Here is a 19143-nt window from a genome sequence, read left to right on the forward strand (position 1 = left end):
GATCACAACGTCGAAAAGGCACGCAGAGCTCGCTCTGCGTGCCTTTTCGTATCCGGTCAGCCGGGTATGCCGCTTTCCGGCGGAGTCGATTCGTCCCCGGTGTATTCCTCCACTGCCGAGTCTCCGATGTCGGTCTGCAACACGGCAGTCAGGTACTCGGGTACACCTCCACGGATCTGGAAGACACTGGCTCCGGAGATTCCGAGGTGGCTTTCGTCGGAGTATCGGAACGGGGCCAGCTGCGGGCCTTGGAAGTCCATTCCGCCGTCCTGGATCGCGGAGACGATGCCCTCACGGGTGGGATTCTCGCCGGCCGCCTGAAGTGCCTGTACGAACGCGTACGCCTGGCTGAGTCCGTAGATGCGGTAGTTGGTCAGTGGGTCACCTGTTCCGTTCTGAGCCCAGACCTTCTGCCACAGTTGCGTCCACGGATTCTCGGGGGAGTCGACGCCGGGGATGTATTCGAGCGAAATCATGCCTTCGAGGGACTGGGCACCGTTGGTGACCGCGCCCTGGGAGAAGCGTCCGAGCAGAGAACCGACCAGGTCGACGTCGGAGCCGATCGAACTGTAGAACCACTCGGGATCGTAGTTGAGCCGCATCGCGGTCAGTTGGCTCAGTGCGGTGTACGACGGGACGTTGAAGCCGAGCACGAGGTCGGCTCCGGCACCCTGTAGAGCGGCGATCTGTGGTGCGACATCGGTGTTGCCGGAGGTGTAGCGCACGACCTCGACGATCTGGTCGTCGAGATACTGGCGTACCGCGGCTTCGCTGTCCCTGCCGAGATCGTCGTCCTGGAGGAACAGCCCGACCTTGGCGTCGGGCCGGTTCTTCGTCACCCAGTCGCCGATGATCTTGCCCTCGACCTGGTAGTCGGGCTGCCAGCCGAAGGTATTCGGGTACTTCTCGGGGTCGTTGCCCCACATGATCGCGCCGGAGGAGACGAAGAGATCCGGCACACCCTCCTCGTTCAGGAAGTCGATGACTGCGCTGTGCGTCGCTGTGCCGAGTCCACCGACGACGGCGAACACTTCGTCCTGGAGGACGAGTTCGTTGACGACCTGGGTGGTGGTCGTCGGATCGTAGGAGTCGTCACGAACGACGTACTCGATCTGCCTGCCATTGACGCCGCCCGCGGCATTGACGTAGTCGAAGTAAGCCTTTGCGCCCGTGGGTATTTCGCTGTAGCCCGGTGCTGCGACCCCGGTCAGGGGGAAGTGGGCTCCGATCTTCACCGAGGTGTCGGTGATGCCGATCGTCGAGCCTTCCGAGGATTCTGTTGCCTCGTCTCTACCGCCTGCACCGCACGCTGCGGCCAACGAGACGACGGCGACGAGTGCGGTCGTTCTGACCGCCACCGATCCGAACTTCTTCATTTCATCTCTTTTCTGGTTGAACGCAACCTTCGAAACGTGCCCACCAGACCCAGTGGGGCGAACAGGATGACCAGGACGGTGAAGATGCCGGTCACCAGTGGTGCGAGTTCGGCGGATTGCAGACTGCTCAGCCCCAGATCGAGTCCGAGGTTGGTGACCACCGGTGGGATGTAGGTGAGCAGCAACGCCCCGATCAGTGCCCCGGACAGAGTGCCGAGCCCGCCGATGACGACGGCGGAGAGCAATGTCAGGGAGAGCGTCAGAGTGAACCCGCTCGGGGCCGCGATCCGCGCCGACATCGCGAGGACGGCACCTCCGGCACCCGCGCATGCGGCGCTGACGACGAACGCCAGGATGCGTGCCCGCCCGAGGGCGATTCCGGACAGCTCGGCGGCTACTTCGTCGTCCCGAACGGCCCGCCAGCGACGGCCGATCCGGCTCGACGAGACGTTCGCCAACAGGAAGAACACGACGACGAGCAGCACCCAGCTGACGTAGGCGACGAATTTGGTTCCGCTGAGCTCGTTTCCGGTGACGAAGAACATCATGTCGTCGATCAGCTCCGGCACTTTCGGGGCCGGGACGACGAGACCCTGTTCACCGCCGAGGTAGTCCGAGAAGTACAGGGCCAGTCCCGGTACGGCGACGGCCAGAGCCAGCGTCGCGCCGGCCAGGTACGGGCCGTGCAGTCGGGCGGCGGCCACTCCCACGACCACGCCCACCAGGGCAGAGATCACGGTGGCGGCCAGCAGTACGAGGGGCACCGACCATCCGGAATCGTTGGCCCGCAGCATCAATGCCGCGGTGTACGCACCGACGGCCATGAACGCACCGTGCCCGAGCGAGAGCTGCCCGCTCAGACCGGTCAGCACGGTCAATCCGCCGGCTGCGATCGCCAGGTACGCGACCGACGTCAGCTGACTCTGACGGAAGGTGCTCAGTGATTCGAGCGCCAGCACGATGACGACGAGTCCGATAACAGCGCAGAGGAAGTGGCGTCGTACCGGGGTGGCCGTGATTCGAGTGAGAGTTGAGTTCACGTCATACCCTCCTGGCTGCTGCGCTGGCGAACAACCCGCTCGGACGGACGAGGAGAACGACGATCAGAATGATCAACGCCGCGCTCGACACGAGGTCCTGGCCGAGGTAGCCGCTGACGAAACTGAGCCCGACGCCCATCAGCAGGCCTCCGACCACTGCGCCTGCCGGGCTGTCGAGACCGCCGAGAACGGCTGCGACGAAGCCGAAGACGACGATCGAGTCCATGTACCCGGGGTGCACCAGAGAGCCGCCGGCAATGAGCAGCCCGGCCAGCGATCCGACAACTGCGGCCAAAGCCCAACCGAGCGTGAGCATTCGACTCACCCGGACTCCGAGCAGCTTCGCCACCTCCTGCTCGAATGCGCTGGCGCGCATCTTCAGTCCCAGATCGGTGAACCGGAACAGCAGAATCAGCAAGCCCAGGACCACGAGAACGGCGACGATCTTGAACACGTCGTATCCGGTCAGGGCCACGTTGATCTCCCCGACCTTCTGGCCGGTGAGACCGAACGGTGCTGGGAACGAACGAAATTGGTTCCCGAAGATGATGGCCGCAACCGCGTGGATGATGATGAACAACCCGAGCGTCAGAATCACCGGGTTGATGTGCGAGGAGCTGTCGACGAACCGAATGACGAGTCGTTCGATCAACGCTCCCAACAGCAGTCCGCTGAGCAGCGCGACTCCGAAGCCCAACCAGTACGAGTAACCGGCGTCGATGACGACCAATGCGACGTACGTGGTGATCATGGCCATCGGTGCCTGGGCGAAGTTGACGATGCGGGTCGATCGCCAGATGAGGACGAGAGCGAGGGCGAACGCGGCATAGACCATGCCTGTCGTCACGCCGTTGATGAGGATGGTGAGCAGTTGTTGCACTGTGGCTGGCGTCCTTTCGGCTTGCTCTAGAACCCGAGATAGGCGTGTCGGAGGGCGTCGTCCCCGGCCAAGGTGTCGGCCGGGCCTTCCACCGCGACCTTGCCCAGATCGAGGACGACGGCATGTTCGGCGATGGACAGTGCACTTCGTGCGTTCTGTTCGACGAGCACGACCGTCATCGATTCGGAATCGACGAGTGCGCGCAGCGTTTCGAAGATCTGAGCGGCGACTTTCGGCGCCAACCCGAGCGACGGTTCGTCGAGCAGGAGAACCGACGGCGTTGCCATCAGTGCTCGACCGATCACCAGCATCTGCCGTTCTCCGCCCGACAGCATGTGCGCCGACGAGGTTCGGCGTCCGGTCAGCGGCGGGAACATGTCGTAGATCCGATCGAGGGTCACGGCGTCGTGACTTCTGTTGCGTCCCAACGCACCGAGGCGAAGGTTCTCGTCGACGGTCAATTCGGCTATCACGCCCCGGCCTTCGGGCACGTGTGCAAGCCCTTTGCGGGACATGCGATCCGGAGGTATGCCGACGATGTCGACGCCGGCGAGCTCGATACGTCCCGACGTCGGCTTCAGGAGGCCGGAGACAGTGCGCAGCAGCGTGGTCTTTCCGGCACCGTTCGCTCCGAGTACGGCGGTGATCGTGCCCGCGGTGACGGTCATCGACACCGAATCGAGGGCGGTGACCGGCCCGTAGTGCACGGTGAGGTCGGTGATCTTCAGGTGTGTCGCGTCAGTTGTCATGTGCCACCTCGTTTCCGAGATATGCGGCCAGTACGGCCGGATCCTCCCGAATCTGATCCGGTGTGCCTTGGGCGATGACCTTGCCGAAGTCGAGGACGTAGATCCGGTCGCACACGGTCATGACGAGGTCCATGTGGTGTTCGACGAGCATGACCGATGTTGCCGGTCGGTCCGGGTGGGAATCCTTGTTTGCTGATGTGAGAGAGCGGATTTCGTCACCGAGTTCGCTCATTTCGTCGTTGGACAGGCCCGAGGCGGGTTCGTCGAGCAGGATCAACGACGGTTCGCTTACCAGTGCGCGCGCGAGGGCCACGCGTTTGCGCACCGCGTAGGGCAGGCTCGGTGGCAGCCGGTGCGCGTAGCCGTCGATGCGCAGTCGTTCCAGGGTGTTCATTGCGGTCGAGCGGACCGCCGCGTCGTCGGCCGCGCTCGAGGGAAGGCCGAGGAGGCCGCTGAGGATTCCGGTGCGTGCCGTTCGGTCGGCCCCGACCATGACGTTGTCCAGCACGGTCATTCGATCGAACAGTCCCAGTCCCTGCAGCGTTCGGCTCATGCCGAGCCGGGGCAGGTCGTGTGGGCGCAGGCGGCTCAAGGTTTCGCCGTGTCGGCCCAGGGTTCCCGATTGGGGTCGAACGAGACCGCACGCAACGTTGAACAGTGTGGTTTTGCCTGCCCCATTGGGTCCGATGACGCCGAGGACTTCGCCGGGGCGTACCTCGATGGTCACTCCGGAGAGCGCGACGATGCCGCCGAAGGACACGTCGACGTCCGTCATGGTGAGGACCGGATCCATCGTGTCGAGAGAGTTCAAGTGATGCACCTCACAATCTGTTGGGTCCACTATGGGGCGTCCAGCACAACGCGCGGTATGGGCGCTCCGCACAGAATGTTTGGGTGTCTGGGCACCAGTAACGGTCAAATCACCCTGTGATGTGGGCTCTGTGCGCAAAAATGGGCGGATGGCTTCTCCCGGGGTGCGTCGCGCGACGTCGCGATCCGCTGCGCGCGGCGCTGTGAAGCCCTCCGAACAGGAGAAGATTCGCGGTGCGTGGGCCGCGCTGTTGCCGCGGGCGGATGCGATTGCCGACTCGATCACGCTGGCGCTGATAGAGCAGGAACCCGCGTACCTGGCAAGCACCACTCCTGACATCGCCGGCGAAATTCGTCGCAGTACTCGCGCGCATATCAGCCAGGGCCTACGCACGCTGTCCGGTCTTGCGGCCGCGGGCGACAACGCCCGAGAGGTATGGCGTCGCACCGGGAGAGAGCGTGCGCGCCAAGGCATTCCGATGGAGTTGGTGCTGAAGGCGTATACGCTCGGGAGTCGGACGCTGTGGGAAGAGTTGATGCTCGAGCGTGAACAGTGCAGATCCGTGATCGACGAGCATCTACTGCTCGTCGCCGGCCAGCAGTTGTGGAGAGCGCTGGACAGTCAGTACGAAACTCTCGTCGAGGCGTACCGCCAGGAGAGCGCGCGTATGCAGCAGCGCGATCTCGCCAATGTGCTGGTGATCTTGGACGGTCTCCGGTCGGGCCGAGGCGGCGATCCGGCTTTCGTGATCGAGGCCCGCGCGACCCTTGGCCTTTCGGCCTCACAGCAGATCGCCTGCGTGGTCGGCCCGCTCGACGATCAGGGGTCGCCTCCGCTCCCCGCGCCCGAGGACGCGATGGACCAGATCGGCGCAGTGTCCCACTGGAACACTCGGGACGGGCACCAATTCGCGCTCGTGGCACTCGGGACCGGATCGTGGAGATCGGTCATCGACGCCCTAGCCGCGCGGGCGGTCGGCCCGGTCGGTGTGGCGCATTCGCCCGAGGGCGTGGCGTCGTTCGCGGCGGCGTATCGCCTGGCGGCACTGACGGCCGAGACCATCACCGAAGACAGTGGCGTCGCGTTGGCGACGGACCGACTACCGAGGGTGATCATGGCCGCCGATGATCAGTCGTCGGAACTGTTGGTTCGCCATGCGCTCGGCGCTCTGTTCACGCATCCGGAGCCCCACCGAGAAACGTTGCTCGACACGTTGGCGCACATGCTCGCTTCGGACGGTTCGCCCACCAACGCTGCGAAGGCGCTCTACTGCCATCGCAACACCGTCATCTACAGGGTGCGTCGAATCGAGGAGTTGACCGGGCGTGACTTGACCGATGCACGCGACCGGCTTCTGCTCACTCTTGCGCTGGTCAGGACGGGGCATTGGGCGCGGGCCGTGGAGCGGGACGACGGTTCGACGACCCACGGTTCATTCAATCGAATGAAATGACGATGGCAATTCCGAACTCGCTGTAACGAGTGGTTGAAGTCTGCATATATTCCGTGTGGCTCCGTACTGCTGCCTGACCCCCGACCCGGCAGCAGTGCGGGGCCTTTTGCGTGCGGCGCGTGCGAGGGTCTCAGAACGAGCGGTGCTGTGCGGTTTGCGTAAGCTCGTCCGCGGGGTACGCCGCGCAGCAGGCCGGAATATGAATCGACGGTCCTGGAAGGGTCGAATGTGAGCGAGGGCAACAGTAGGTCGGGTGACGCGCCGAAGGGTGCCGAGCCCCGCCCCGACGTACCGCCGTACGACACGCCGACCGAGGTGTTCGGGGCCATCCGCGACGACGCCGAGGAGCCGAAGCACGCAGAGCAGCCGGTCTCCGAGGGCCAGGACGCCACGGAATCCGATGCGAACAAAGCCGAATCGAACGATGCCGAGCCGACGCTGGCCGAGGGAACCGAAGCCGATGGCACCGCCGAGATCGACCGATCCGAGCCGGTTGCCGACCTCGATACCGCCGGAGATCCGGACGTCGACCAAATCGGCGAGGCCGAGTCTGCTGCACCCGGCGCGAACGCGCAGCCCGCACCGGTGGCAGACGAATCGCCGACGGTGGCGCAGCCCGTTGTTCTACCGTCCTCTTCCTCTGACGCCGGGCAACCTCAGCCACCGGCCGAACCTCCCTCTACTCGTCCTGAGAACGGTCCGTCGGAGCACGACGGATCCGGGTCCACGCCGCCGTGGAAGAAGATTGCCATCGGTACCGGCGCGGTGGTTGCCGTCCTCGGGTTGCTGTACGCGGCGGACTGGATTGCTTCCAGCGATCGGGTTCCGCGCGGTGTGACCGTCGCCGGTATCGAGGTGGGCGGCAAGAGTCATTCCGACGCCGAGGCCGTACTGCGTGCCGAATTGGGACCTCGGGCGGAGGAGCCGATTCAGGTGGGCATCGACGACCGGCAGGTCGAGGTGTTGCCTGCCGCGGCCGGGCTGGGAGTCGATTGGAACGCGACGCTCGATCGCGCGGGGACGCAGCCCATCAACCCGATCACGCGTCTGACGTCGCTGTTCGGAAGCCGGGAGATCGGCGTCGTCTCGACCACCGACGAGCAGGCACTCTCGGTAGCCATCGACGGCCTGCGAGCGGAGACGGACCGTGCGCCCGTCGAAGGCGACGTCGTCTTCGAAGGTGCCACCCCGGTAGCCGTCGAACCGCTGGCCGGGCGAGTTCTGGACGCCGACGGGACGCGTCGAAATCTGCAGACCGAGTGGTCGACGGGTGCGACCGAGGTCGTGTACGAATCCACCCCTGTCACCGTGACGCAGGATGCGGTCGATCAGGCTCTGTCCAACGTCGCGGCCCCCGCGGTCTCTGAGCCGGTGGTCATCGAAGGTCGACAGAACGTGGATGCAACGTTGCCGGTGGACCGTGTGGGTGAGGTGCTGCGCTTCGACCCGGACGGGCAGGGCGGTCTCACGCCGATCTACGACACCGGTATCGCCACCGGCATTCTTGCTCCGCAACTGGTCCGCACCGAAGTTCCGCCCAAGGACGCGTCGTTCACGTTCTCCGGCGGAGCTCCCACCGTCGTTCCCGGAGTGATGGGTGAGCTGGTCGAGTGGAACAAGACCCTCGAGCAGCTTCCCGCCCTGCTGGCTGCGGACGGTCCGCGCTCGACCGAGGCCGTCTACGAACCGGCACCGCCTGCCCTGACCACCGAAGCGGCTGAGAATCTCGGCGTGCGAGAGGTGGTCGCGGAGTACACGACCGGAGGTTTCGAGTACGCGTCGGGCGTGAACATCGGGCTCACCGCGCAGATCGTCAACGGCGCGCTGGTCAAGCCGAAGGAGACGTTCTCGCTCAACGGGTACACCGGTCCGCGCGGGACCGCTCAGGGCTTCGTCGAATCGGGAATCATCGACAACGGTCGACCCGATCGTGCCGTCGGCGGCGGCATCAGCCAATTCGCGACGACTCTGTACAACGCGTCGTACTTCGCGGGCATGGAAGACACCGACCACACCGAGCACAGCTACTACATCAGTCGATACCCCGAGGCCCGGGAGGCGACGGTCTTCGAAGGTGCCATCGACCTGAAGTTCACCAACCCCAACGACACCGGCGTGGTGATCGAGTCGTTCGCGGATTCGTCCAGCGTCACCGTCCGGCTGTGGGGCACCAAAACCGTCGACGTCGAATCGATCACCGGGCCCCGGACGCGGCCCACCTCGCCCAATACCGTGACATTGCCGGCCGGTGCCGGCTGCGTCGCATCCGGCGGGGGACCGGGATTCACCGCCAGTGACACCCGGGTGATCAGCGACGCCGCGTCGGGCAGGGAGATCTCGCGCAACACCAGAACCGTGAAATACGACCCCATCCCGATCGTGAAATGCGTCCAGCCCGATCGTCCGGCTCCGACCCCCGAACCCGACGACCCCCCGCGCCCGAACGACGACGAGTGACGTCCTGTGCTCGACGTGTCACTTCGAATCACGCGGATTCGGACTGTGGCGTCGACGCTCGATCGGGTGTTTGCTGGATGTAGACGTATGCCCGGAACGAATGCCGCCGCGACGAGGTTGCAACAGTAGAGGTGCGCTCGGCACCGCACGATCGAAAGGGAGCATCCTCCATGACGCTCACACGCACCGTCCTCGATCAACAGACACTTCGTGAGGCGTACGCGCAGTTCCCCAGCGGCGTCGTGGCGATCGCTGCGAAAATCGACGGTGCCCTGGTGGGCTTGGCGGCCAGTAGCTTCGTGTCGGTGTCGATCGATCCACCGTTGGTAGCGGTGTGCATCCAGAACACGTCGACCACGTGGCCGAAGCTGGAAGTTGCGCCGAACATCGGCGTCAGCGTGCTCGGGGAAGCACACAACGATGCCGTCCGCACTCTGGCTGCGAAGACCGGTGACCGCTTCGCCGGTCTCGACCTCACCGTCACCGACGGGGGCGCGGCCTTCATCGTCGGTGCCACCGCCTGGCTCGACACCACCGTCGAGCAACAAATTCCAGCGGGCGATCACGCAATAGTGTTGCTACGCATCCATTCCCTCGAAGTGCAGAGTGAAGTGAATCCAATCGTGTTCCACGGCAGCAAGTTCCGCAAACTTCAGCAGTAACCGCTGTTCGACTTGGTTCGGCCCCCTTCAGCCTGTTCGGCCCGCCCACGGGTTCGGCCCTGTCCGCCCACCTTCGGCCTGTTCGGTTCGCCCACCGGTTCGGCCCTGTCCGCCCACCTTCGGCTTGTTCGGTTCGCCCTCCGGTTTTCGCAAACGCGCGCGCACTTGCTGAACGCGCGCGAAATAGTAGCCCAATCACGGGCAATTCTGCGCGCATCTGACAAATGCGCGCGCGTTTGTCAGGTCGGTCTCGTGAAGTCGGCCGGCGACGCTTTGCCGAGCCGGTTCTCCTGGTGGTGCAGCTGCGCTTCGCTCGGTGCGGCCTCGTTTGCTCGTCCACCTGTTTCGGCTCCGTCTGCTTCGCAAACGCGCGCGCACGTGCTGAACGCGCGCGACATAGTGGCCGAATAGTCGACAATTCTGCGCGCACCTGACAAATGCGCGCGCGTTTGCGGGACTGACAGCTAGGCGAACTGGTACGCCGGTACCTGTATTCATCCACAAGCCCGGAGTTGTGCACAGTCGTCAGCTTTCGAGCTCGACTCCGTCGACGCATGGCCGAGACTCGGAGCATGAAGGACGACCGAATGATTCGACGCTCCGAGGCGCTGGCAGACGGGAGCGCCGATCACGAGTTGCGCGCAATGTATGAGCGGGGTGGCTGGGAGCGTTTTGTGAATGGCGTCTACGTTCCGTCGTCGAGATTGGCCGGGCTGACAGAACAGGAGCGGCACAGACTGTTGATCGATGCGGTTTTGCCGATCTTGTCCGGTGGTTACGTCGTCAGTCACCGTTCGGCTGCACTGCTGCACGGTTTACCCTTACCCACTGGCGGATTGGACAAGGTTCACGTCACCCGACACCGCCGCGGCGGCGGTCGTACGAATACGGCTGTGACCGTGCACTGTGCACCGTCCTTATCGAGCGTGACGGTCGACGGTGTCTCGGCGACCTCTCTGGCTCGGACAGTGGTCGACCTTGCTCGAACCGAGACGCTGCTGTCTGCGGTAATCGCAGGTGACGTGGCGTTGAAGTGCTGTGACGAGAGTGAGCTCGACGCGGAGTTGCAGCGGGCTAGGGGCTGGAAAGGTGTGGCGCAGGCGCGACGAGCGGTGAACCTCATGGACGGGCGCAGTGAAAACCCCGGGGAATCGCAGAGTCGAATCATATTGCGCGAGGCTGGATTCGACGTCGAGTCTCAGGTGGAGATCCTGGATCCAAGTGGGCGATCGGTGGCACGGATCGATTGGATGGTCAATGGCCTCGTCGTATGCGAGTTCGACGGTAAAGCCAAGTACACGAAATACTTACGACAGGATGAGAACCCCGGCGACGTGGTGTTCAGGGAGAAGGTACGGGAGGACGCGGTGCGCGATCTCGGATATCCGGTGGTGCGCTGGACCTGGGCGGACCTGGCGAATCCAGCAGAGTTGGTGGCTCGCGTTGCCCGAGCTGTAGAACGGGCCGCTGCCTTGCCGCCACCGCGAGGCAGCGTGCGAATTGCATCGAGTCGGGAGCAAACGCGCACGCATTTGCCGAACGCGCGCGAAATCGCCTAACTATTCCGCAGAATTCGCGCGCATCTGACAAACGCGCGCGCGTTTGCGCCGGGGCCGGGGGAAGCGTCGCCAGGGCTAGGGGGAAGCCTTTACCGGGGGAGCGTCTACGTGGGTCGGGTTCGGTGTCCGTGGCGCGTGAAGTCCATCGGCCCCGGCTAGGTCGCAAACGCGCGCGCATTTGCCGAACGCGCGCGAAATCGCCTAAGTATTCCGCAGAATTCGCGCGCATCTGACAAACGCGCGCGCGTTTGCGCCGCTACGTAGGCCGTCAACCAACCCACACCCGGCGCACATAGAACAACGGCCGCACCCGATGAACAGGTGCGGCCGTCGAAGGTTTCAGGGAATCAGAATGCTGCTTCGTCCAGTTCCATGATGTCGTTGTCGATGTTGGTGAGGATGGCGCGCGTGGCGGTGAGCTGCGGCAGGATGTTCTTGGCGAAGAACGAGGCCACTGCGATCTTGCCCTCGTAGAACGCCTTGTCCTTGCCCTCTGCGCCGTTGTCCAGTGCGGCGATGGCGATTTCGGACTGACGCAGCAGCAGCCAGCCGATGAGCAGGTCGCCGAAGCCCATGAGGAAGCGCACCGATGCCAGGCCGACCTTGTACAGCTCGGTGGGCTGGTCCTGTGCGCCCATGAGGTGCTGGGTCATCGAGGTGACGATGGCCTGGACGTCCTCGAGGGCGGTGGCGAGCAGTGCGCGCTCGGCCTTGAGGCGTCCGTTGCCTGCTTCGCTGTCGATGAACGACTTGATCTGTCCGGCAACGTGAGCCAGGGCTACGCCGCGGTCGCGGGCGATCTTGCGGAAGAAGAAGTCCTGCGCCTGGATGGCGGTGGTGCCCTCGTACAGCGAGTCGATCTTGGCGTCGCGGATGTACTGCTCGACGGGGTAGTCCTGCAGGAAGCCGGAGCCACCGAAGGTCTGCAGCGATTCGGCGAGCACCTGGTAGGCGATCTCCGAGCCGACGCCCTTGACGATGGGCAGCAGCAGGTCGTTGACGCGGTAGGCGATGTCTTCGTCGGCGTCCGAGACCTGCTTGGCGGTGATCGGGTCCTGGTGTGCGGCGGTGTAGAGGTACACCGCGCGCAGGCCCTCGGAGTACGCCTTTTGCATCATGAGGCTGCGGCGCACGTCGGGGTGGTGCGTGATGGTGACGCGCGGTGCGGTCTTGTCGGTCATCTGCGTCAGGTCGGCGCCCTGGACGCGTTCCTTGGCGTACTCGAGTGCGTTGAGGTAGCCGGTGGAGAGGGTGCCGATTGCCTTGGTGCCGACCATCATTCGAGCGTGCTCGATGACGTCGAACATCTGCGCGATGCCCTTGTGGACCTCGCCGACGAGCCAGCCCTTGGCGGGGACGCCGTGGCCACCGAAGGTGAGCTCACAGGTGGCGGAGGCCTTGAGGCCCATCTTGTGCTCGACGCCGGTGACGAAGGCGCCGTTGCGCTCTCCCAGTTCACCCTTCTCGAAGTCGAAGAGGATGGACGGAACGAAGAACAGGCTCAGGCCCTTGGTGCCGGGTCCGGCACCTTCGGGGCGGGCGAGCACGAGGTGGAAGATGTTCTCGAAGAGGTCGTCGGAGACGGCCGAGGTGATGAAGCGCTTGACGCCCTCGATGTGCCAGGAGCCGTCGTCCTGCTTGATCGCCTTGGTGCGTCCTGCGCCGACGTCGGATCCGGCGTCGGGCTCGGTGAGGACCATGGTGGCACCCCACTGGCGCTCGACGGCGACCTTGGCCCATTCCTTCTGCTCGTCGGTTCCGTTGTGGTACAGGATGTTTGCGAAGCCGGGGCCTGCGGAGTACATGAAGGCGGCGGGCTGCGAGCCGAGGAGCATCTCGTTGATGCCCCACAAGAGGTTGCGAGGCGCTGCCATGCCGCCGACCTCTTCGTCGAGGCCGACACGCCACCACTCACCGTCGGCGAGGGCCTTGTAGGACTTTTTGAAGGATTCGGGCAGCTTCAGGCTGTGGGTCTCGGGATCGAAGACCGGGGGGTTGCGGTCGGCGTCCGCGAAGGATTCCGCCAGGGGGCCCTCGGCCAGGCGTACTACCTCGCGCAGCATGTCACGGGCTACTTCACCGTCCATGTCGCCGAAGTTGTCGCCCTCGAGGGTCTCGTCGAGTCCGAACAGCTCGAAGAGATTGAATTCGAGGTCCCGGAGGTTGCTCTTGTAATGGCCCATTGCTCGTTCGCTCTCCAGTCGGTGGTGCGGTCTCGTGAGTACCGCCCAAGTTAGCTACTCGTCGGTAACTTAACGGATATTACCCCCGATCGGTTCCGCTGCCAAGGGCGGACCTACTCGCCAGTAATAGAGCGTCGATCGCTGTGCCGCCGGTCACGTCTCGATACCGGTTCTCGGCCGTGGTGACGGTGAGTCGGTCCCCGATGTCTGTCACCAAATCCTCTGGCGTGTACAGGATCTCGGGTTCCTGTGGACCGCCGACGCCGTCGGTGATGTTCGACGAGTGATGGCCGAGAATCATGAGGATTCCGTCAGGTTTCAACGCGGACATCGCAGCCGATACGGCTCGGCGTCGCTCGTCCGGAGGTGAATGGAGGTAGAACATGAGCACCAGGTCATAGTTGGGCTCGGTTGCCAGCTTCGTCACATCGGCGTGTATCCAGGTCAGGCGCTCGCGCACCGACCGCGGGGCCGACTCGGCCACTCGACTCGCCCGCGTCAATGCCACCGACGAGAAGTCGACGGCGTCCACGATCCAGCCGCGCGTCGCGAGCCAGATGGCGTTGCGGCCTTGGCCGGCCGCCAGATCGAGGGCTCGACCGCGCGGGATTGTCGTCGCGACTTCGACCAACGTGGCGTTCGGAGCCTCGCCGTAGACGAGTTCTCGGCGTTCGTACTTGCGATCCCATTCGGCAGCGTCCACGCCGGAAGCCTAATGGGAACTGCTACAGCGTGGCCCGCAGCAACAGCACGTTGTAGTTCTGGAACACCGTCGCCAAGAAGTAGAGGTCGCGGCCCGTCGAGAACGGGTGGATGTACGGGGCGTAGATCGAGCTGATCTCGCGAGTGTCGACCAGTACCTCGGGTGGGCTCCACGGTCCGACGGGCGATGAATAACGCCGCAGCACAATGGAATTGGCGTTGTCGGTGGTCATCATCAGGTACTGGCCCACCGCAGCGTTGTATGCAACCGACAGTTCGCCGACGCCGTCGACGATGGGGGCGGCCGCAGCAGGGTCGCCCTTCTTCCAATCCTTACCCGTCCAATATTCGTATTCGCCGAGCCTCGTGATGTCCGCATCTCTGACGCGAGCGACGTGGCCGAGTGTGGAGCGACCCGGCGGTGTGCCGTACTGGTAGATGTATCCGTTGTCCTTCAGGTAGGCGCTTTGCTGGAAGTTTCGATCTCCGCCAGCGCTCGGCCTGTGGGTCTCGGGTAGTGCGGCCCAGTTCTCTCCGTTGTCGGTCGAGGCGGCGAGGCCGGAGAAGTTGGTGTCCCAGGTACCTGCGGGTCCCCAGTTCTTGACCGACATGAGGTTGAGGTACTGGGTGTCGCCCACGGCGACTCCGGCGGTGGGGATTCGGCTGATTTCGACGAAGGGGATCTTGGGGCTGGGGACGACTTCTTTGGTCTGTCCGACGGCGTCCTTGACGACACTGTCGAAGTTCATGCCATCGGCGAGGTTTCGGTCGCTGCTGCGGACGATGGCGTTGCTGCGCCAGGACCAGAGGCTGCCTTGCAGGAGGTTGGGGACGCCGACGCCTGCGGTGTCGCCGAAGGCGGTCAGGACCTCGCCTCGGCCGTTGTCCCACATGATGCCGAGGTCGGTGCCGATCATGTTGACGTTCTGGGTCATGTTCGGGCTCGACATTCCGGTCACCTGGGCGACGGCCTGTGCGCGGCCGTGCAGTTGCGGCAATCCGAATGTTCCGTTCAGACCGGCGATGGGGTTGATTGCGTTGGGGTCGGCGAGGGCCGTTTGGCCTGTGACCAGCATCGATGCCGTCACCGTCAGTGCTGCGACTGTCAAGAGTCTGGATCCCACGCGTGTCAAAACTGCCCCGTTTCATGGTGTTTCCCCGATAACACCTCGCAACCATGGCAGCGGTTTGTTATGGGCAAGTTCAATCAACTCGTAGCCTGTTTCGCGAATCGGGCGAATGCCCCTCGGTGTCGTAATCTGGACACGTGAGTGATCTACCCGATTCCCAGCTGGCGCGGGATCTGTCCGTCAGTGCGATGCGGCTGAATCGGAGACTGCGTCTGCGGCATTCGAGCGACCGGTTGCCGGTGGCTCAGTTGTCGATTCTGACGACGTTGCTTCGTGAGGGGCCGATGACTACCGGTGAACTGGCTTCTCGGGAGCGAATCAAGCCGCCGTCGGTGTCGCGGTCGTCGCATCAGTTGGTCGAGGCCGGCCTGATTGTCCGTGAGCCGCACCCGACCGACGGCCGGCAGGTGGTGCTGCAGTTGACCGAGGCGGGCGTTGCGACTGCTCGCGACGAGGTGGCGTCTCGCGAAATCGCTCTTGCCGAACAGCTGGACGAGTTGTCGGCTCGGCAGCGGGAAACGTTGGCCGCAGCGTCGGCAATCCTGATCGAATTGGTCGATCGAGTCGACTGAGACCGTCAGTTCTCGTGTTGAACTTCGCGATCGAGACCGTCGATATTCCACTCGATGGTGGATCCGAGTTCCTCGGAATCTCCTCGGTGCGCGACGCGGCCGAGGACGGTGGCGACTATTGCAGCGCACACCATCCAGACGACTACGCCTATCAGCAACCCGGTCATGGACACTTTGTAGCACTGATGTCTGAGAAATCGCCGTGAAACGGTGGTTATGAAGTGTTGCTGTTCGATATACATCGCGTGCGGTCCGGCAAATGCGACAAAGTGAAGCTTCTTGTTCCCCAACAGATGTGGAGACCCGACGGATTGTTTTCGTGTCCTTCTCGAAAACAAAAATCAATGAGTTTTGCGTAATTGTTCGACGACTCGGCGAAAGCGACTGTTCGGTGTGCACATATGCGACACCACATCGAGATCGGACTCGAAATCCACATCTCGCAATTGCGACACCATGGTGACCTCGGCTCCCGCAGCGGTCAGTGCCACCCGAGTGTCGTCGCCCGTCGACGGTGCCGACATCGGTACGTCCAGCAATGCCCGGGCCTGAGCAGGATTCCGTAGACCCAGGATCCACCAACCGCCGTCCTCGGCGGCACCGAGTAGATCGGTGTCGGCCAGCAGCGCGGCTGCGTCGCTGAGCAGTCGCCCGGTGACCTGCGGGGTGTCCATTCCGATCTGAAGTACCGCACCCGCGGGTGCGGCGTCGGCGTGCGCATTCGCCAGCCGTTCGCCCAGTCCGTCGCCGCGCTGCGGGATCACGGTGAACGACGCGAGGGCTCGGGTGAGTTCCTCGGCGCGGGCCGCGTCGTGAAGATGGCCGGTGAGGGCCACGACGCGGTGGTCGACGTCCGCTGCCGCGACGGCGTCGAGGGTGTCCAGCAGCGCGGCAGCTGCCACTTCGGCGGCGGCCGCGTCGCCGATCGTGGCGGCGAGGCGAGTCTTGGCAAGTCCTGGAACGGGTGCTTTGGCCACGACGAGGGCGGTGACGGTCACGAGAGCACCTTCCAGAAGTCGCGCACGGCCACGATGGTGCCGCGGACCGAGCCGGAGACCTTGGATGTGCCTGCGGTTCGTGGTCGGTAGTCCACGTCGTGTTCGACGACGGTCCAGCCGGCCTCGGCCGCGAGCACGAGTAGCTGCAGCGGGTAGCCGGAGCGTCGGTCGGTGACTTCGAGGTCGAGTAGTGCTTGTCGGCGGACCGCTCGGATGGCACCGAGGTCGTGTACGGGCAACTTGTACTTGGTCCGAAGTCGAAGAGACAGAACGGCATTGCCGATTTTTGCGTGCAGCGGGGAACTTCCCTTGGCGGGCCGGCGACGGCCGACGGCCAGGTCTGCGCTGTCCAGTGCAGCAACCAGGGTGGGTAGGTCGCGCGGGTCCATCGAGCCGTCTCCGTCGAGCACGCAGACGATATCGGTGTCGGCGGCGAGGACGCCCGCGTGCACGGCAGCTCCGTATCCGGGCACGATTTCCGCTACCACTGCCGCGCCGTGGGCGGCTGCCACCGCGGCGGTGGCGTCGGTCGAATTGTTGTCCACGACGATCGTTCGATATCCCGGCGGGATCGAATCCAGCACGGCTGGAAGCGATTCGGCTTCGTTCATGCAGGGAATGACGACGGTGACCGATCCGGGCTCAGACACGGGGTGGGCCCGTTCCCTCGGCGTCGCGCAACGGTGCGTCGGCGAACGCGGTGAGACCGTCCTGCGGCAGGATCTGCGCGCGAAATCCCAGAACCTCTTCTGCCCGCTGTGGACTGGCGACGATGTGCCGTACGTCCCCGGCTCGGTACTGGCCGGTGATTTCGGGCGCTGGTCCACCCCTCGCGTCGGCGAGAACGGACGCCACCTCTCCGATGGTGATCGGATGACCCGAGCACACGTTGAGCGCGGTGAAGCCGTCCAGTTCGGCGGAGATGGACGCGATGTTCGCTGCTGCCACGTCGTGCACGTGGACGAAATCGCGGGCCTGCTTGCCGTCCTCGTAGACCGTGGGCGGCTTCCCGAGTTCGAGCGAGGACCGGAACATTGCCGCCACACCGGAATACGGGGTGTTGCGCGGCATGTGCGGGCCGTACACGTTGTGGTAGCGCAGCGCGACGACGGAACCACCGGTCGACAGTGCCCACGCGGAGGCGTAGTTCTCCTGCGCCAGCTTGCTCGCTGCGTAGGTGCTGCGCGGTTGCAGCGGTGAATCCTCCTCGACCAGTAGCCAATCGAGTGGCTCGCCGGACGCAGGGTCGCGGTTGTCGAACAGCCCGGCGTCCAGATCGGCCCGGGTACGCGGTCGCGGCACGACGGTCTCGCCGGAGGAATTGAGGTAGCGCCCTTCGCCGTAGACCACCATCGACGATGCCAGTACCAGGCGGGAACACCCTGCCTCGTACATCGCCGCGAGCAGGACTGCAGTTCCGAAGTCGTTGTGACTGGCGTATGCCGGTGCGTCCGCGGCGTCGACGCCTGCGCCGACGACAGCAGCCTGATGGCACACGACATCCACACCGCGTAACGCTTCGACGAGTGAATCCTTGTCTCGCACATCCAGATCGGTGATGCCCTCGGCTGTCGCGCCGGGTCCGTGAGCGGAACCCAACATGGCGTCGACGGCGACCATCTCCAGATCGGTGTCGCGCGCTGCGTCGAGAATGTGGCCCCCGATGAATCCGGCTGCGCCGGTGAGCAGTACGCGAGTCATGGCAGCTCGACCGGCAGTGTGACTCCGGCGTGCACCCGGCAGTGCGGGCACTCGCCGGTCGGCGCGTCGCGCACCGCGGATCGGACGAGCGCCTTGAGCGGTTCGATGTTCTTCTGGAATTCGGCGAACACGTCCACTGCTTTGACTCCCTGACCGGATTCGATCCCGGCGTCGAGGTCGGTCACCAACGCTATCGGCGCGTAACAGAGTTCGAGCTCGCGGGCCAGGACGGCCTCGGGGTGACCGGTCATGTTCACCAGTGTCCAACCTTGGCGCGCGAACCATTGGCTTTCGGCGCGAGTGGAGAACCGGGGACCCTCGACGACCACCATGACACCGCCGTCGACCGCGGACCCCTGGACGGCCGCGCTGCGTAACTCCGCGCAGTAGGGATCGGCGAATTCGACGTGGATGCCGCCGTTGTCGAAGTAGGTCTGGGTGCGGCCAGACGTCCGATCGACGAGTTGATCCGGAATCACGACGGTTCCCGGACCGTATTCGGCCACCAACGATCCCACGGCGCACGGGGCGAACACGCGGCTGACACCGAGCATGCGCAGCGCCCACATGTTGGCCCGATACGGCAGGGTGTGCGGCGAGTATTCGTGAGCGCGGCCGTGTCGAGGTAGAAAGGCAACTCGTCGTCCTTCCACCTCCCCGACGGTGATCGGTGCGCTCGGTGATCCGTAGGGCGTGTCCAGCTCGATCTCTTCGGCGTCGTCGGCGAAGAACGAGTAGAAGCCACTGCCGCCGATCACCGCGATCTCGGCCTGTAACCCCGCTTGCGTGTTCATCTACCCATCCTCCATCACCGTCGGTCGATATGCTGGTCCGAAACCGTGTTCGTCTTCAAGTCCGCAGGGAGAAAAC

General features: G+C 64.3%; 18 protein-coding genes. 5 read left to right on the top strand and 13 right to left on the bottom strand.

Translation table 11 applies throughout. The annotated features are described in order from the left end of the window. Positions 1–56 precede the first annotated feature (56 nt). From RFA01S_RS06660 to RFA01S_RS06680, 5 genes are read right to left on the bottom strand one after another with little or no spacing between them, the layout of a single operon-like run. The gene (locus RFA01S_RS06660; RefSeq protein WP_032406061.1) at positions 57–1376 is read right to left on the bottom strand and encodes an ABC transporter substrate-binding protein; all 1320 of its coding nucleotides are present in this window, start codon (positions 1374–1376) and stop codon (positions 57–59) included. Continuing rightward, the gene (locus RFA01S_RS06665; RefSeq protein ID WP_032406062.1) at positions 1373–2416 is read right to left on the bottom strand and encodes a branched-chain amino acid ABC transporter permease; all 1044 of its coding nucleotides are present in this window, start codon (positions 2414–2416) and stop codon (positions 1373–1375) included. Before RFA01S_RS06665 ends, RFA01S_RS06660 begins: the two co-directional genes overlap by 4 nt. 1 nt (position 2417) lies before the next feature. Next, positions 2418–3296 (bottom strand): branched-chain amino acid ABC transporter permease, encoded by an 879-nt coding sequence (locus tag RFA01S_RS06670; protein ID WP_032374817.1) that lies wholly within the window; start codon positions 3294–3296, stop codon positions 2418–2420. A 26-nt stretch (positions 3297–3322) separates the two neighbouring features. Beyond that, positions 3323–4045: an ABC transporter ATP-binding protein gene (locus RFA01S_RS06675; protein ID WP_052060393.1), complete on the bottom strand. Its 723-nt coding sequence runs from the start codon at positions 4043–4045 to the stop codon at positions 3323–3325. After that, the gene (locus tag RFA01S_RS06680; protein ID WP_052060446.1) at positions 4035–4820 is read right to left on the bottom strand and encodes an ABC transporter ATP-binding protein; all 786 of its coding nucleotides are present in this window, start codon (positions 4818–4820) and stop codon (positions 4035–4037) included. Before RFA01S_RS06680 ends, RFA01S_RS06675 begins: the two co-directional genes overlap by 11 nt. Before the next feature lie 184 nt (positions 4821–5004). On the opposite strand from RFA01S_RS06680, the gene RFA01S_RS06685 reads away from it, so the two are divergent. The 4 genes from RFA01S_RS06685 to RFA01S_RS27405 all read left to right on the top strand — a co-directional run bounded on the left by RFA01S_RS06685 (position 5005) and on the right by RFA01S_RS27405 (position 10987). Then, positions 5005–6309 (top strand): PucR family transcriptional regulator, encoded by a 1305-nt coding sequence (locus RFA01S_RS06685; protein WP_052060394.1) that lies wholly within the window; start codon positions 5005–5007, stop codon positions 6307–6309. Between the two features lie 228 nt (positions 6310–6537). After that, complete coding sequence (locus tag RFA01S_RS06690) at positions 6538–8766, top strand: VanW family protein (RefSeq protein ID WP_052060395.1); 2229 nt, start codon at positions 6538–6540, stop codon at positions 8764–8766. Positions 8767–8936: 170 nt separating this feature from the next. Beyond that, on the top strand, positions 8937–9428 hold the full coding sequence (locus tag RFA01S_RS06695) for a flavin reductase family protein (protein WP_032369483.1): 492 nt from the start codon (positions 8937–8939) through the stop codon (positions 9426–9428). A gap of 968 nt (positions 9429–10396) precedes the next feature. After that, on the top strand, positions 10397–10987 hold the full coding sequence (locus RFA01S_RS27405; protein WP_139278396.1) for a hypothetical protein: 591 nt from the start codon (positions 10397–10399) through the stop codon (positions 10985–10987). 347 nt (positions 10988–11334) lie between these two features. Here the strand turns inward: RFA01S_RS27405 and RFA01S_RS06705 are convergent, their stop codons facing one another. From RFA01S_RS06705 to RFA01S_RS06715, 3 genes are all read right to left on the bottom strand, one after another. Beyond that, positions 11335–13170, bottom strand: coding sequence for an acyl-CoA dehydrogenase (locus RFA01S_RS06705; RefSeq protein WP_027495393.1), 1836 nt, complete (start codon positions 13168–13170; stop codon positions 11335–11337). A gap of 79 nt (positions 13171–13249) precedes the next feature. Next, positions 13250–13873, bottom strand: a complete 624-nt coding sequence (locus tag RFA01S_RS06710) for a class I SAM-dependent methyltransferase (protein ID WP_032406065.1) — start codon at positions 13871–13873, stop codon at positions 13250–13252. Positions 13874–13895: 22 nt separating this feature from the next. Further along, entirely contained in the window at positions 13896–14948 is a 1053-nt protein-coding gene (locus RFA01S_RS06715; protein ID WP_052060447.1) for a glycoside hydrolase family 183 protein, read from the bottom strand. A gap of 191 nt (positions 14949–15139) precedes the next feature. On the opposite strand from RFA01S_RS06715, the gene RFA01S_RS06720 reads away from it, so the two are divergent. Beyond that, positions 15140–15574, top strand: coding sequence for a MarR family winged helix-turn-helix transcriptional regulator (locus RFA01S_RS06720; protein WP_032367083.1), 435 nt, complete (start codon positions 15140–15142; stop codon positions 15572–15574). A 5-nt stretch (positions 15575–15579) separates the two neighbouring features. Here RFA01S_RS06720 and RFA01S_RS27655 read toward each other — a convergent pair whose 3' ends face one another. The 5 genes from RFA01S_RS27655 to RFA01S_RS06740 all read right to left on the bottom strand — a co-directional run bounded on the left by RFA01S_RS27655 (position 15580) and on the right by RFA01S_RS06740 (position 19067). Next, positions 15580–15741: a hypothetical protein gene (locus tag RFA01S_RS27655; protein ID WP_167328661.1), complete on the bottom strand. Its 162-nt coding sequence runs from the start codon at positions 15739–15741 to the stop codon at positions 15580–15582. A gap of 174 nt (positions 15742–15915) precedes the next feature. Then, entirely contained in the window at positions 15916–16572 is a 657-nt protein-coding gene (locus tag RFA01S_RS06725) for a TIGR04282 family arsenosugar biosynthesis glycosyltransferase (RefSeq protein ID WP_032392113.1), read from the bottom strand. After that, on the bottom strand, positions 16569–17222 hold the full coding sequence (locus RFA01S_RS06730; protein ID WP_032390239.1) for a glycosyltransferase family 2 protein: 654 nt from the start codon (positions 17220–17222) through the stop codon (positions 16569–16571). Before RFA01S_RS06730 ends, RFA01S_RS06725 begins: the two co-directional genes overlap by 4 nt. Further along, complete coding sequence (locus tag RFA01S_RS06735; protein WP_032390238.1) at positions 17215–18273, bottom strand: NAD-dependent epimerase/dehydratase family protein; 1059 nt, start codon at positions 18271–18273, stop codon at positions 17215–17217. Before RFA01S_RS06735 ends, RFA01S_RS06730 begins: the two co-directional genes overlap by 8 nt. Continuing rightward, positions 18270–19067 carry an S-methyl-5'-thioadenosine phosphorylase gene (locus RFA01S_RS06740; RefSeq protein WP_032369478.1) on the bottom strand — a complete coding sequence of 266 codons (798 nt, stop codon included), beginning with the start codon at positions 19065–19067 and terminating at the stop codon, positions 18270–18272. Before RFA01S_RS06740 ends, RFA01S_RS06735 begins: the two co-directional genes overlap by 4 nt. Positions 19068–19143: the final 76 nt, after the last annotated feature.

This window comes from Rhodococcoides fascians NBRC 12155 = LMG 3623, assembly GCF_001894785.1.
GTDB lineage: Bacteria > Actinomycetota > Actinomycetes > Mycobacteriales > Mycobacteriaceae > Rhodococcoides > Rhodococcoides fascians.

Excerpts from the sequence above, each read along its gene's own strand:
- RFA01S_RS06740 (WP_032369478.1), bottom strand. The coding sequence starts at position 19,067 with ATGAACACGCAAGCGGGGTTACAGGCCGAGATCGCGGTGATCGGCGGC.
- RFA01S_RS06695 (WP_032369483.1), top strand. The coding sequence starts at position 8,937 with ATGACGCTCACACGCACCGTCCTCGATCAACAGACACTTCGTGAGGCG.
- RFA01S_RS06660 (WP_032406061.1), bottom strand. The coding sequence starts at position 1,376 with ATGAAGAAGTTCGGATCGGTGGCGGTCAGAACGACCGCACTCGTCGCC.
- RFA01S_RS06680 (WP_052060446.1), bottom strand. The coding sequence starts at position 4,820 with ATGACGGACGTCGACGTGTCCTTCGGCGGCATCGTCGCGCTCTCCGGA.
- RFA01S_RS06675 (WP_052060393.1), bottom strand. The coding sequence starts at position 4,045 with ATGACAACTGACGCGACACACCTGAAGATCACCGACCTCACCGTGCAC.
- RFA01S_RS06715 (WP_052060447.1), bottom strand. The coding sequence starts at position 14,948 with ATGCTGGTCACAGGCCAAACGGCCCTCGCCGACCCCAACGCAATCAAC.
- RFA01S_RS27655 (WP_167328661.1), bottom strand. The coding sequence starts at position 15,741 with ATGACCGGGTTGCTGATAGGCGTAGTCGTCTGGATGGTGTGCGCTGCA.
- RFA01S_RS06735 (WP_032390238.1), bottom strand. The coding sequence starts at position 18,273 with ATGACTCGCGTACTGCTCACCGGCGCAGCCGGATTCATCGGGGGCCAC.
- RFA01S_RS06685 (WP_052060394.1), top strand. The coding sequence starts at position 5,005 with ATGGCTTCTCCCGGGGTGCGTCGCGCGACGTCGCGATCCGCTGCGCGC.
- RFA01S_RS06705 (WP_027495393.1), bottom strand. The coding sequence starts at position 13,170 with ATGGGCCATTACAAGAGCAACCTCCGGGACCTCGAATTCAATCTCTTC.